Origin of the sequence: Pseudomonas sp. Sample_11, assembly GCF_004307505.1 — a bacterium.
Lineage (GTDB): Bacteria > Pseudomonadota > Gammaproteobacteria > Pseudomonadales > Pseudomonadaceae > Aquipseudomonas > Aquipseudomonas atacamensis.
Genome location: NZ_RCOD01000027.1, coordinates 49,285 through 63,219, shown reverse-complemented (window position 1 = coordinate 63,219; position 13,935 = coordinate 49,285). Strand labels below are relative to the sequence as shown.

The window sequence follows — 13,935 nt, the reverse complement described above, 5'->3', positions numbered from 1 at the left end:
CGTCGCGCAGAAAAAAACGAGGCCGCATTTGCGGCCTCGTTTTCAATGTGTTCCGGACTACTGTTTGACGCTCAGATAATCGCCGCTCGTATTCAGCGAGATGGTCACGTCCTTGTTGCTGCGGTTACGCCAGAACCAGCCATGGGTGCCGTCAAATAACGCGGTGAATTGGCCTTTATGTCCTTCGACCTGCTTGCCCTTGTTGTAGCTGTGGAAGTAACCCTTTTCGCCGTTGTAGGGCTCGCCGTGCGTGTCGTAGTTCACGAGCCCGCCAGTGGCCGTCCATTCGTAGCTGACAGTCTTGCCCTTCAGCATTTCCAGTTTGATTTCCGTAGCTTCGCCAGGTTTGAGCGTTACGCTCATCTGATTGGTTTTCAGCGCCGTGGCGGGCGCGGTTACTGGCTTGGTAACAGGCTTCTCAATGGGTTGGACTTGCGCAACTTGCTGCACCGGAGCTGGAGCAGCAGTTGCAGTCGGAGCTGAAGCGGCTGCTTGAGGCGCAGCGGCTTCCGCCAACGCTTCTTGAGCAAGGATGAGTTTCAGTTCGCCCATCTGGGTCAGCCCCAGTGTTCGGCCTACACCCGTCGGATCGATCGCATATTCGGAAGGCATGACAACGGTCACCAAAAGGCCGGCGGCGACCAGTATCGCGATGACGGTCGAGCGCAGCAGTTTGCGGGTGCTGGGCAGTTCATTAACAGTTGGAAGCGGAGTATTGAACATCGTCGGAATTCCTTAGGCAGAGACAAACAGGCCGGTGATCTGGTAACCCATCAAGAGGAAACCGGCACTCATCATGGCGACGTTGGCGGTATACGCGTGGCGCCAGAAACTACCGGTGCGCCGCCAATACCCCATCAAAATAAGAATCGCGCTGAGGGCCAGCAATTGGCCGATCTCGACACCAACGTTGAAGGCGATCAGGTTCGGAATCAGGCCGTCTGGTGAGATCTCGTATTCCTGAATCTTGGTCGCCAGACCAAAACCGTGGAGCAAGCCGAAGATCAGCGTGGCCACTTTGGTATCGGGTTGGTAACCGAACCAGCGCTGGAATGCGCCGAGGTTATCGAGGGCTTTGTACACCACCGAAAAGCCGATAATGGCGTCGATGATGTAGGAGCTGATGCTGATCTCGGCCAGCACGCCAAGCAGCAGCGTGACCGAATGGCCTACGGCGAACAGCGTGACGTAAAGGCCAACATCCTTCAGGCGGTAGAGGAAGAAGATCACCCCGAACAGAAACAGCAGGTGGTCGTAGCCGGTCATCATGTGCTTGGCGCCCATGTAGATGAAGGGCAGCAACATGACGCCTGAGCTTTCCTGGATGAAACCTTTGTCGCCTTCCGCAACAGCGTGAGCCATCGCCTCGGGTGTCCCGAGTAAAAGTGCAGCGACAAGTAAAAACAACAGCAGTAGCGGGCGGTGCGAAGGCGCAGTAAATACGCCTGTGCCGCTCATCGAGTGCGAATGCATGGGTCAGTCCTACGTTGCAATGATCGTGGGCCGCATTGCGGCCGTGGTCAGGATGCGAACGAAGGGCGAGGTGGACGCTCGATCAAAAATATCGGCGGCAGAGGAACCGAGTGTCGAAGTGCATCGACCCGGATCGATGGCATCGGCGATGTCGCCAACATCAACGCGGCTGTGAGTTGCGGCGTTTCGTGCTGATGATCAGGGGTCAATGGCGAGTGATAGTGTTCTGAAAAGCTTGAGTGGCTGGATGACGACTCTACGCCGTGAGCATGATGGACGTCCTGAGCGATCTCCCAGGCTGGCTGCCCCGAGGTGACTGACAACGAATAGGTATGCCCGGCCCAGGCCATGAACATGGCGAGAGCAAGCGCGATTACTACCGTCGTTGTCAGTGTTTTGCTGAACATGGCGTTAAAGGTTTCAACTCGTTGACAGGGCGCTCAAGCGATTTGCCTAATCCCCCCTGGGGGGATACGATGCCAGCGTAATTGATCGAGCCCTGAGACTCAACTCATGAGTGAACACGAACACGACCACAGCCATCCCCACACCCACCAAAGCCATGAGGCGATCATCAAACGCCTCAAACGGGCGGACGGGCATTTGCGCGGCATCATCACCATGATCGAAGAAGGGCGTCAGTGCGTGGATATCGCCCAGCAGCTTCATGCGGTTGAGAAAGCGATTTGCCAGGCCAAACGCACGCTCATCCAGGATCACATCGACCACTGCCTCGAAGATACCGTTTCGGCGCTAGGCAATGGCGAGCGCGCACCGCTGGAAGCCTTCAAACAAATCACCAAGTACCTTTAGGTCTGACATGCCCGATTTCGCTGAACTGTTGCAGCAAGGCGGGGCTCACGCCTGGCTGTATTTCCCGAGCGCGATTCTGCTCGGTGCCTTGCATGGCCTGGAGCCAGGTCATTCGAAAACCATGATGGCAGCCTTCATCGTGGCCATCCGTGGCTCGGTCAAACAGGCTGTTTTGTTGGGGTTGGCCGCAACGCTTTCGCACACCGCCGTGGTGTGGCTGGTCGCCATCGGCGGCATGTACCTGGGCAAAGGCCTGGATGCTGAAACCACTGAGCCGTATTTCCAGATTGCTTCCTCTGCACTGATCATCGCGATTGCCCTGTGGATGCTGTGGCGTACCTGGCGCGGTGAGCAGATGTTCAAGTTTGAGCAAAGCGATGATCACCATCACGGCGAACACGACCATGGTCATCATGATGAAACGCACCGAATAGATACCGGCCATGGCCGTGTTGAACTGTCGATCTTCGAGGAAGGCATGCCACCGCACTGGCGCCTGAAGACCTTGAGCGGACACGCCTGGGCAGCCTCGGATGTTCGCCTGACCACGACGCGTCCGGACGGCAGCAGCCAATCGTTCGCGTTCGTCGAGCGTGAAGGTTTTCTGCAGTCGACGGTGGATATTCCCGAACCGCACGAGTTCAGCGCTCGGTTGAGCCTTGGACATGCCGGGCATTCGCATGATTACGATCTGACTTTCCAGGAGCATGATCACGGGCATGCACATTCCGAACTTGAAGGCCTGGAGCTGTCGATTGATGGCTATCAGGATGCGCACGAACGTGCTCATGCCAACGACATCCGTAAGCGCTTCACCAACCGCGAAGTGACCACGGGTCAGATCGTCATGTTCGGGCTGACTGGCGGCCTGATTCCCTGTCCGGCTGCCATCACTGTTCTGTTGCTGTGCCTGCAAGTCAAAGAAGTCGCGCTCGGTGGCATGCTCGTTCTGTGTTTCAGCATCGGCCTGGCGCTGACTCTGGTCACTGTCGGTGCCGCTGCGGCCATCGGTGCCAGACAGGCTTCCAATCGCTGGCCGTGGCTGGGAACCGTGGCGCGCCGCGCTCCTTACCTGTCCAGCGTGCTGATCATTGGCGTTGGCCTGTATGTCGGCTTTCATGGCTGGATCGGGCTGAGCGCATAAGGCCCTTTGCGCGCAACGGTGGCACTGATGCAAAGGGTTGCCATCGCAACCATAAAACCAACGACTACCACTGCCACTGACGAGCAAAAAGCCCAGCGCAAGGCTGGGCTATCGAGGCGCGCGCGATGGGGGCAAGGCTTTAGCGGACGCCTGCATCCGCAGACCTACTCGACCGGCACGACGTTATCCAACGCCTGATTAACCGCCAGCTCGCCGAGCATCACCACTTGCGCGATACCTTGCAGTGTCTTGCGAGCAGATCCTTCAACCATCCCGATCACATCACTCAGCATTACGGAGGCAGAGCCTAGCGATTCGCTGGCGTTGACCAGCAGTTCTTCGGTGGCGATTTTCGGGTTGGCGAGGAACATGCTGCTGGTCTGGTAGGGCGTGGTTTTGAGGGTGTCGGTGGGTTTGAGGTAGTGGTCGAGGGCGCGGTCGGCGGCTTTGTGGAGTTTTTTTGAGTCGAGGGATTCGTAGGGGGAGGTTGCGTCTGACTGTGGCGGGTTGGGCGTGACTTTGAACATGGTGAAGCTCCATATGTGACCAAGGGAGCCATCACTCTCGCTACCAAACGAAGGGTGGTGGCCATACGAAGGTTGGTAGACCGGCCCACATGGAAAAACCGGCGCGCTCGAAAACGCCCTGCGCATGGCCACCATAAAACCGATGCGAAAGCATCTGCATACGATGACGTTATGCGCCATGTGGAAAGCGGGCTACCAAACCCGATCACTGTTTTCAGTGACCGGCCAACGATAGAACCCCGGCCCGAGGCGCACAAGCCGGCGGATTCTGGCGTAGTCGTAGGCAATGGCGCAAGGTGTTGTAGCTTGCTGGCATAGTCTGGATATCGGTTTTAAACGAGGTGTTTAGGGATTAGGTTTTGGCTGATGTTGTGTGTTGACTGGGCTGGAGTCTTCGCGAGCAGGCTCGCTCCCACAGGTGTCGAGTTGGCAATGTTTATAGCGTCGTGCCGACAAGTCCCATCACACATTTTGAACTTTGCTTTCGGCGTCATTTCCATTGTTTGAGGTGACAACCCTCCTGCTCCTCCACACCTGAACCAAGGAATGACCGTGACGGCTCCCACTGACAAAACTTCTCTGCGCCGGGCTATCACTTTCCCGATGCTGTTTCTGTTTATTCTCGGCGACGTACTCGGCGCGGGAGTTTACGCACTCGCCGGAACGATCGCGGGGGAGGTGGGCGGCGCGATTTGGGTGCCGCTGCTGATCGCGTTGTTCTTCGCCATGTTGACGGCAGGTTCCTACGCGGAGCTGGTGACCAAATATCCCCACGCCGGCGCGGCTTCGGTGTTCGCGGAAAAGGCCTTCAAGTCGCCGCTCATTTCCTTCCTGGTCGGTTTTTGCATGCTGGCGGCTGCGGTCACCAGCGCTGCGGGTTTGTCGCTGGCGTTTGCCGGTGATTACCTCAACGCCTTTGTCGACGTATCGCCGCAGATTGCAGCGCTGGTGTTTCTCCTGGCGATCGGCCTGCTCAACGCGCGGGGGATCAAGGAGTCGCTTGGGGCGAATCTGGTGATGACCGTGATTGAACTGTCCGGGCTGATTCTGGTGATCGTGGCTGCGGTCTGGTATTTCCGCACAGGCGATGCGGACCTGGGGCGGACGCTCACGTTCAAACCGGGCGTCAGTCCCATGCTGGCGGTGCTGGGGGCTGCATTGTTGGCTTTCTATTCCTTCGTCGGTTTCGAAACTTCGGCCAATCTGGCCGAGGAAATCAAGGACGTGCGCAAGGTTTATCCGCGTGCTTTGTTCGCGGCTTTGCTCACCGCTGGCGTGGTTTACATGGCGGTGGGCGTGGCGGCTTCTTCGGTGTTGCCTACCGAGAAGTTGGTGGCCACGTCGGCGCCTTTGCTCGAAGTTGTCCGCGCATCGACCCTCGCAATCCCGCCGGCGCTGTTCTCTTTTATTGCGCTGATTGCTGTGGCCAACGGTGCGTTGTTAACCATGATCATGGCCAGCCGATTGACCTATGGCATGGCAAATCTGGGGCTTTTGCCGGGTGTTTTGGGTGCGGTGCTGCCTCAGCGAAAAACTCCGTGGGCTGCAATTGTTGCAACCACGGTGGTAGCGATTGCCCTGACGCTCACCGGTACTTTGGCAACGCTGGCAGAGACGGTGGTTTTGCTGTTGCTGTTCGTTTTTCTGAGTACCAATGTGGCGGTGCTGGTACTTCGGCGGGACAGGGTAGAGGAAGACCACTTTCGCGTGCCGACCTTCGTTCCGGTGCTTGCGATCATGTCGTGTCTGGTCCTGCTCAGTCAGCAGGGGTGGGAAACGTGGTTGCGGGCGGGGGCGCTGATCATTGTCGGGATGTTGCTGCATGGCTTTTCTCGTATCAATTTTTCTGCGATCAGTAAGGCCGGGTAGTGCAGGAGCTTGGGGAATTGGTGTTGTTTGGGCGGGCGTATTCGCGAGCAGGCTCGCTCCCACAGTGGATGGGTGGTGGTTTTCAGAATGAGTCACACGTTGTCAGTCGGCGGGCGGGTGAGTAAGCTGCCGACATGAATCAATCCTCAGTTTCCCCATCCTTCCCCGGCCCGCGTGGGCCAGTCGATCATGACATTCGTGATCAGATTGTCGCGGCGGCCAACGAGCATTTCAGCCAGTACGGCTACGCCAAGACCACGGTGTCCGATCTGGCCAAGGCCATCGGTTTCTCCAAGGCGTACATCTACAAATTCTTCGATTCCAAGCAGGCGATTGGCGAAGCCATCTGCGCGAATTGTCTAGGGCAGATCGTTGCGGCGGTCGAGCAGGCGATAAACGAAGAAGACCTGACGCCCACCGAGCGTTTCCGCCGGCTGGTAAAAACCGTGATCGCCACGGGTGTGAATCTGTTCTTCAACGATCGCAAACTCTACGACATTGCCGCGTTTGCAGCGGGTGAGAACTGGCCGAGTGCGCAGCGTTACGATGCGCAGATCAAGCGCTTTATCACCGACATTGTCCGTGAAGGGCGCGAGGCCGGTGAGTTCGAGCGCAGGACGCCGCTGGACGAGACGGTCGAGTCGATCCACTTGGCGCTGCGGCCCTTCGTCAATCCACTGATGCTGCAACACAATCTGGATTTCATCGAAGTGGCGCCCACGCTGACTTCGAACCTCATCTTGCGCAGCTTGATGCCTTGACCCTCTGCTGATCCGAGGAGTCGGATCAGTCGCCCCAACCCAATCCTGTTCCTGACGCAACGACATTTCCGCTGTCCTGATGGTGACTCTTGACTGGTATGGTCACTATGGAAACATGGCCGCCGCAGTTTGGTTATTTCAGTGCTGCGTACCAGGGTTCGTACAGCGCGAAATACAAGAACAGCGCCAGCGGGCTCGGTACTTCTGTCAGCTATCGCTTCTGATTCAGCGCTGAACATCGGGCCGGTGACTCTGTGACTGTTGACGATATCGGTCACACGACCGAGAATATGATGATCATCCTATTTTCAGTAAAAGAATTCCATGCGCCGGCTCCGACCTTTCCCCCTCGCGGTATGTTTGTTGCCCTTGGCCCTGACGGCGTGCGGGGATTCCTCCAGCGCAAAAGATCCACGTACCTTGGCGCCGATTGTCAGATCGGCAACGGTGCAACCGGCAGAAAATGGGTCTCGATCATTCACCGGCGTCGTCGCTGCGCGCACCCAGGCCGATCTGGGCTTTCGCGTTTCGGGCAAGGTACTCGAGCGTCTGGTTGATACCGGGCAGACGGTCAAGCGCGGCCAGCCACTGATGCGCCTCGACCCGATCGACCTCGGCCTGCAGGCGCGAGCTCAGCAAGAAGCGGTGAGCGCCGCTCGCGCCCGAGCCATACAGACTGCCGGTGACGAAGCGCGCAATCGCAAACTCGTCGCCGCCGGCGCTATTTCGGCATCGGCCTACGATCAGTTCAAAGCCGCAGCCGACACCGCCAGGGCGCAGCTCAATGCCGCTGTGGCGCAAGCGGACGTAGCGCGCAACGCCTCGGGTTACGCGGTTCTGGTGGCGGACGCTGATGGCGTGGTGGTGGAAACCCTCGCCGAACCCGGGCAAGTCGTCAGTCCGGGACAACCGGTGGTGCGGCTGGCGCGGGCCGGTCAGCGGGAGGCCATCGTCCATCTGCCCGAAACCTTGCGCCCCGCGCCGGGCTCAACCGCTCAGGCAAAACTGTATGGCGATACGTCGGCTGCCGTGAGCGCAAAACTGCGTCTGCTTTCCGATTCGGCCGACAGCACAACTCGTACTTTCGAGGCGCGCTATGTGCTCGAAGGCAAACTGGCCAATGCGCCGATCGGTTCGACAGTCACCCTTGATATCGCCCAAGGTTCTGCACCAAAACAGGCGCTTAAGGTGCCCGTCGCCGCGATCTACGACCCGGGCAAAGGCCCCGGCGTGTGGGTCATCGCCGGCACTCCGGCGACAGTGAGCTGGCGCCCGGTCGAGGTGCTGGGCTTGAGCGATGACTCGGCCCGTGTCGCTGGCCAGCTCAACGTCGGTGAGCCGATTGTCGCGCTGGGCGCGCATCTGCTGCGCGATGGCGAAGAAGTGCGCTTGCTTGCCCGCGACGATGGCCAGGTTGCCGGGAGTCGTCCATGAGCGAGGGCCGGTTCAACCTTTCCGCCATCGCCGTGCGCCAGCGTGCGATCACGGTGTTTCTTATTTTTCTGATCGCCGTTGCGGGCGTCCTGTCGTTCTTCAAATTGGGCCGGGCGGAAGATCCGCCGTTCACGGTCAAGCAGATGACGGTGATCACTGCGTGGCCAGGGGCGACCGCGCAAGAGATGCAGGATCAGGTCGCCGAACCCCTCGAAAAGCGTCTGCAGGAATTGAAGTGGTACGACCGCACGGAAACCTACACGCGTCCGGGACTGGCATTCACCATGGTTTCGTTGCTCGACAGCACACCGCCGTCGCAAGTGCAGGAAGAGTTCTACCAGGCACGCAAGAAGCTCGATGATGAAGCGATCAGGCTGCCGGCGGGTGTTATCGGGCCGATGGTCAACGACGAGTTCTCCGACGTGACCTTCGCGCTGTTCGCCTTGAAAGCCAAGGGCGAGCCGCAGCGCTTGCTGGTGCGCGACGCGGAAACTTTACGCCAGCGCCTGTTGCACGTGCCGGGGGTGAAAAAGGTCAACATCATCGGCGAGCAGGCCGAGCGGATATTCGTTTCGTTTTCCCATGATCGGCTGGCGACGCTGGGCTTGTCGCCGCAGGACATTTTCGCCGCGCTGAACAACCAGAACGTATTGACGCCGGCCGGGTCGGTCGAAACCAAAGGGCCGGAGGTTTTTCTGCGCGTCGATGGCGCGTTCGATACGTTGCAGAAAATCCGTGACACGCCTGTTGTCGCTCAGGGCCGAACACTCAAGCTGTCTGACGTGGCCACGGTCGAGCGCGGTTACGAAGACCCGGCAACCTTCCTGGTGCGCAACAACGGCGAAGAAGCGTTATTGCTCGGCGTGATCATGCGCGAGGGCTGGAACGGTCTCGACCTGGGCAAGGCGCTGGATGCCGAGACAGTCAGGATCAACGAAGAAATGCCCTTGGGCATGACCCTGTCGAAAGTCACCGATCAGGCGGTGAATATCGACTCGGCGGTTGGCGAGTTCATGGTCAAGTTCTTTGTCGCGCTGCTGGTGGTCATGCTGGTGTGTTTTCTCAGCATGGGCTGGCGTGTCGGCGTGGTGGTTGCGGCGGCGGTGCCGTTGACCCTGGCGATCGTATTTGTGGTGATGGCGGCGACCGGCAAGAACTTTGACCGGATCACCCTCGGCTCGCTGATTCTGGCGCTCGGCTTGCTGGTCGATGACGCGATCATCGCCATCGAAATGATGGTGGTGAAGATGGAGGAGGGCTACGACCGCATCAAGGCCTCCGCTTATGCCTGGAGTCACACGGCAGCGCCAATGCTGGCCGGTACGCTGGTGACGGCGATTGGCTTTTTGCCCAACGGATTCGCGCAATCAACGGCGGGCGAATACACCAGCAACATGTTCTGGATTGTCGGCATCGCGCTCATTGCGTCGTGGGTCGTCGCCGTGGCTTTCACGCCGTACCTGGGCGTGAAGCTGTTGCCGGACATCAAGAAAGTCGAAGGCGGGCACGCGGCAATCTACGACACGCCGCGCTACAACCGTTTCCGGCGTGTTCTGGCATGGGTGATCACGCGCAAATGGCTGGTGGCCGGTGCGGTGGTCGCGCTGTTTGCCGTTGCGATTCCGGGCATGGGGCTGGTGAAGAAGCAGTTCTTTCCGACCTCTGACCGTCCCGAAGTGATGATCGAAGTGCAGATGCCCTACGGCACGTCCATCGAGCAGACCAGCGCGGCGGCGGCCAAAGTCGAAGCCTGGCTGCAAAAGCAGGAAGAGGCCAAAATCGTCACCGCCTATATCGGTCAGGGTGCACCACGGTTTTTCCTGGCAATGGCGCCGGAGTTGCCGGATCCATCGTTCGCCAAAATCGTTGTGCTGACCGACAGCCAGGACGCCCGTGAAACTCTAAAGTTGCGTTTGCGCGAAGCGGTCGCCGAAGGACTTGCTCCAGAGGCGCGGGTTCGGGCGACGCAGATCGTATTTGGCCCGTATTCGCCATTCCCGGTGGCCTACCGAGTAATGGGGCCTCATCCGGCTAAATTGCGCGACATCGCCGAGCAGGTCAGGGCGGTCATGCAGAACAGCCCGATGATGAGAACCGTCAACACTGACTGGGGGCCGCTGACGCCGACCTTGCATTTCAACCTGGATCAGGACCGCTTGCAGGCGGTGGGGCTTACGTCCAGCGCGGTCGCCCAGCAGTTGCAATTTCTGCTCAGCGGCGTGCCGATCACGGCGGTGCGCGAGGACATCCGTTCCGTGCAGGTCGTTGGCCGTGCGGCGGGCAATATCCGCCTGGACCCGGCACAGATCGAAGGCTTCACCCTGGTCGGCGCAGCGGGGCAGCGCATCCCGCTGTCGCAGATCGGCCAGGTCGAAGTGCGCATGGAAGACCCGATCCTGCGCCGCCGCGATCGCACGCCGACCATCACCGTCCGTGGCGACATCGCCGAAGGTTTGCAGCCACCGGACGTTTCCGGCGCGATCATCCAGCAGTTGCAGCCGATCATCGAAAACCTGCCTTCCGGCTACCGGATTGAACAGGCGGGCGCCATCGAAGAATCCGGCAAGGCCGGCAAAGCGATTCTGCCATTGCTGCCGATCATGATCGCCATGACCTTGCTGATCATCATCGTCCAAGTACGCTCGATTTCGGCCATGATCATGGTATTCCTCACCTCGCCATTAGGCTTGATCGGTGTGGTGCCGACGCTGCTGATCTTCAACCAGCCGTTCGGCATCAATGCGCTGGTCGGGTTGATTGCGCTGTCGGGGATTCTGATGCGCAACACGCTGATTCTGATCGGGCAGATCCATCACAACGAGCAGGAAGGGCTGGCGCCGTTCCATGCCGTGGTCGAAGCGACAGTGCAACGTGCGCGGCCAGTGTTGTTGACCGCGCTGGCGGCGATTCTCGCGTTCATTCCGCTGACCCACTCGGTGTTCTGGGGCACGCTGGCGTACACGCTGATCGGCGGCACGTTTGTTGGCACCATCATCACGCTGGTGTTTCTGCCGGCGATGTATGCGATCTGGTTCAGGATTCGGCCTGAGAACAGGGGGCAGGTTCAACCCTCGCGTTCGGTATAAGGTCAGGTTTGAAAGAGGCCCGTCAATGACGGGCCTTTTGCTATCCGCGACTAACTCTCTCTCTTGGCTATTGGAGATTTTCAAGTGTGCGGAGTTGACCCTCGTCATTAACCAGGTCCGCCGCTTATACAGGATGTGATTAATAAGCCTCACAGTTGTTTGCGAATTTTGCGGATCAGATTTTCCCATCATTGAAAGAAGGCGTTTTGCTGTGGCTAACTTGCTGAAATATAAGTGCGAAAATTCATTTATATCTGTTTGAAATAATGCGCCTGATGTTTTGCGCGACTTTCTCTTAAGAAAAACAGTTTTCATTGGCAAACAAGCTGTTAGGCGGCCATTTATTTTTTAAATTGACGCGGCGTAGATGGCGGGGCTAGTTTTTCCTCCAACTTGCTGCGCTGCTTTCTACGTTATTGCGTATCGCATGATCGAATCTTGTTCGAATGCCATGGCGAATTTAATTTGCCTGGGTATTGGACTTTGTTCGCTCTAAACTTTTTAAAGGGAGAGACAGTCGTCATGGATTGTTTAAAGGAAACACGTGTTGGCAATGTTCTATCGGGATGGAATCACTTGTCGGTAGTCGGGCCGATAAATGTGCAGAATACCGCCGGCGCGCGCGTTCAGCTGTCATCGGGCGAATGGCGCGATGATTATATTATGGGCTGGGGATCCTGCCTGTTGGGGCACGATAGTCCGGTCATCAAAAACTCCATTCTCAAGGCACTGGAGCGGGGCTTTCTTCAGCAGTATGAGACCGATGAACATCGTCTGTTGAGTGAGCGGTTCTGTGCGGTCGTCCCCTGCGCCGAAAAGTTGCGGCTGGTCAACTCCGGACTGGAAGCGACCATGTATGCGACGCGTATCGCCCGTGCCGTTACCGGTCGACGCATCATCATCAAGTTCGAAGGGCATTTTCATGGGCTTAATGACTCTTTGACCTGGAACGTGGATTCTTCACCGCGCTCTGGCGCGTTATTGGCGGGAAGAGAACTGGAACGTTTATCGGGCACTGTGGGAATTCCTGACGAATTCGGCAACTTGACGGTTTCGGTTTCATGGAATGATCTGGAAGCGCTGGACAATGCTTTTGAAAAATACAAGGACGATGTGGCAGGGGTGATCCTGGAACCTGTTGCATTGAATATCGGATGCATCAGACCGGATGAAGGTTTTCTGCAAAATGTGCGTGCGCTGACCAGTCGCAAGGGTGCGCTGCTGATCTTCGACGAAGTGCTCACCGGTTTCCGCGCAAACATTGGTGGTGCGCAAAAGGACTTCGGTGTCGTACCCGACATCGCCGCGTTCGGCAAGGCGTTCGGCTGCGGCATGCCGATCGCGGGTATTGCCGGTAAAGCCGAATACATGGACGTAATCGCACCACGCGGTCCTGTTCAGGTCAGCGGGACCAATACGGGGCGATACCTGTCCGTGTCCGCCGCGCTTGCCGCCATCGAGCATTTGCAGGATGGAACGGTGCACCGGCACATCGCCGCGCTGGAATCGCGCTTGAAGGCCGGGCTTAGGGACGTTTTCGATAAACACCACATACCCTGTCATATCGATGGATACGGCGGTCGAATCGGCGTCCACATCGGAACCTCCGAACGTCCTCGAACCATGAGGGAGATAGAGCATTTCTACCCGATCGACTTTGCCCAGAAGTTGTTCGCCCTGCTATCCCGTGAGTACAACTTGTATGGCTTTTTGATGCCCCTCAGTTATTGCCCAGAGCCTGTCACCCTGAGTGCATCGCATACGACTGAAATGTTGGCGGACGCCTGTGAGCGGCTGGATTCGGCACTCAAGAGGGTTCAGTACCATGCCAAATGAACCTGTTACGAAGATTCGCCTGCGCCGATTTGCAAAGGCGGACATGGAAGCTGTTCTGGGGTTGGTCGCCCAGATTGCCTCTGGCGAGGATCTTACCGAGTCTGCGGGTCAGCAATTTGCCAATGAACTTGCCAATCCTCAATTTGAAGGGGGGCGATTTGTCGCCACAGTAGACGGACGGGTGATCGGGACGATGGGCTGCGCCGCAGGTCCGATCCCCTCGAAGTATGTCCTGTGGGCAGACTGGTTGATTGTTGATAGCGAATACCGTCGATACGGGGTGGCTTCGTTGTTATATGACGAAATTGAAAAGTATGCTCTGGCACATGAAAAGACATGGTTATGTCTGGATATAGGAAATATTGACAAAGAACGTGCAGCCTACCGTTTTCATTTACGCAATGGTTTTCAAATCGTCGGGCAGCTTCCCGATTACTGGGGAGAACTTGAACACCTGAACATCATGGCTAAATCTCTTATCTCAAAGGAATGAATAATCATGGGCGTTTTAAGTGACATCACTGCACTGCAGGATGAGGCGGTTTATTGCCGCGAAAAAGGTTTGACTATCGGTCTTTGTCACGGCTGTTTCGACATTGTGCATCCTGGGCACCTTTATCATTTGCAACGTGCCAGAACAATGGTGGATCGATTGTTCGTGTCAGTTACCGCCGACCCATATGTCAATAAAGGAGCGGACCGGCCGGTATTCCCCGATCAAAAACGCGCAGAGTTTCTTGCCTCTATTCGCTATTGCGATCATGTCATCGTAAATCACACACCCACTGCTGAATTGATGATCAAGACGCTACGTCCCAACCTCTATTTCAAGGGTGCGGATTACAGTGACGGGTCAGACGTGAGACTTCAGGCGGAGCGCGCACTGGTTGAAAGCGCAGGGGGGCGAATGATCTTGACGGACGACAAGATATTCGACTCGACGTCCAGAATCGCCCGGCTCGTCATGTCCACGCACAGATGACAGGTAAGCA

Annotated in this window: 12 protein-coding genes; 9 read left to right on the top strand and 3 right to left on the bottom strand. The window is 57.6% G+C overall.

Going from position 1 to position 13,935, the window contains the following annotated elements; genetic code table 11:
• Positions 1–57 precede the first annotated feature (57 nt).
• Both D8U60_RS05830 and D8U60_RS05825 read right to left on the bottom strand, forming a co-directional pair.
• Positions 58–723, bottom strand: coding sequence for a transmembrane anchor protein (locus D8U60_RS05830; RefSeq protein WP_130899688.1), 666 nt, complete (start codon positions 721–723; stop codon positions 58–60).
• 12 nt (positions 724–735) lie between these two features.
• Positions 736–1,473, bottom strand: coding sequence for a HupE/UreJ family protein (locus D8U60_RS05825; RefSeq protein WP_130899687.1), 738 nt, complete (start codon positions 1,471–1,473; stop codon positions 736–738).
• Positions 1,474–1,986: 513 nt separating this feature from the next.
• On the opposite strand from D8U60_RS05825, the gene D8U60_RS05815 reads away from it, so the two are divergent.
• Positions 1,987–2,286 carry a metal-sensing transcriptional repressor gene (locus D8U60_RS05815; protein ID WP_016774379.1) on the top strand — a complete coding sequence of 100 codons (300 nt, stop codon included), beginning with the start codon at positions 1,987–1,989 and terminating at the stop codon, positions 2,284–2,286.
• 7 nt (positions 2,287–2,293) lie between these two features.
• Positions 2,294–3,430 (top strand): nickel/cobalt efflux protein RcnA, encoded by a 1,137-nt coding sequence (locus D8U60_RS05810; protein ID WP_130899685.1) that lies wholly within the window; start codon positions 2,294–2,296, stop codon positions 3,428–3,430.
• 164 nt (positions 3,431–3,594) lie between these two features.
• On the opposite strand, the gene D8U60_RS05800 is transcribed toward D8U60_RS05810, so the two are convergent.
• Positions 3,595–3,957: a hypothetical protein gene (locus D8U60_RS05800; RefSeq protein ID WP_130899684.1), complete on the bottom strand. Its 363-nt coding sequence runs from the start codon at positions 3,955–3,957 to the stop codon at positions 3,595–3,597.
• 546 nt (positions 3,958–4,503) lie between these two features.
• On the opposite strand from D8U60_RS05800, the gene D8U60_RS05795 reads away from it, so the two are divergent.
• The 7 genes from D8U60_RS05795 (at position 4,504) to D8U60_RS05765 (ending at position 13,925) form a co-directional block, all read left to right on the top strand.
• Positions 4,504–5,826, top strand: a complete 1,323-nt coding sequence (locus D8U60_RS05795) for an APC family permease (protein ID WP_130899683.1) — start codon at positions 4,504–4,506, stop codon at positions 5,824–5,826.
• A gap of 134 nt (positions 5,827–5,960) precedes the next feature.
• Positions 5,961–6,587: a TetR/AcrR family transcriptional regulator gene (locus D8U60_RS05790; RefSeq protein ID WP_016774383.1), complete on the top strand. Its 627-nt coding sequence runs from the start codon at positions 5,961–5,963 to the stop codon at positions 6,585–6,587.
• A gap of 324 nt (positions 6,588–6,911) precedes the next feature.
• Positions 6,912–8,021 (top strand): efflux RND transporter periplasmic adaptor subunit, encoded by a 1,110-nt coding sequence (locus tag D8U60_RS05785; protein ID WP_130899682.1) that lies wholly within the window; start codon positions 6,912–6,914, stop codon positions 8,019–8,021.
• Complete coding sequence (locus tag D8U60_RS05780) at positions 8,018–11,107, top strand: efflux RND transporter permease subunit (protein ID WP_130899681.1); 3,090 nt, start codon at positions 8,018–8,020, stop codon at positions 11,105–11,107. Before D8U60_RS05785 ends, D8U60_RS05780 begins: the two co-directional genes overlap by 4 nt.
• Before the next feature lie 522 nt (positions 11,108–11,629).
• Positions 11,630–12,943: an aminotransferase class III-fold pyridoxal phosphate-dependent enzyme gene (locus D8U60_RS05775; protein WP_130899680.1), complete on the top strand. Its 1,314-nt coding sequence runs from the start codon at positions 11,630–11,632 to the stop codon at positions 12,941–12,943.
• Positions 12,933–13,436: a GNAT family N-acetyltransferase gene (locus tag D8U60_RS05770; protein WP_130899679.1), complete on the top strand. Its 504-nt coding sequence runs from the start codon at positions 12,933–12,935 to the stop codon at positions 13,434–13,436. The genes D8U60_RS05775 and D8U60_RS05770 overlap by 11 nt, the downstream gene beginning before the upstream one ends.
• 6 nt (positions 13,437–13,442) lie before the next feature.
• A complete protein-coding gene (locus D8U60_RS05765; protein ID WP_039758830.1) occupies positions 13,443–13,925 on the top strand; it encodes an adenylyltransferase/cytidyltransferase family protein in 483 nt (160 codons plus the stop codon).
• Positions 13,926–13,935: the final 10 nt, after the last annotated feature.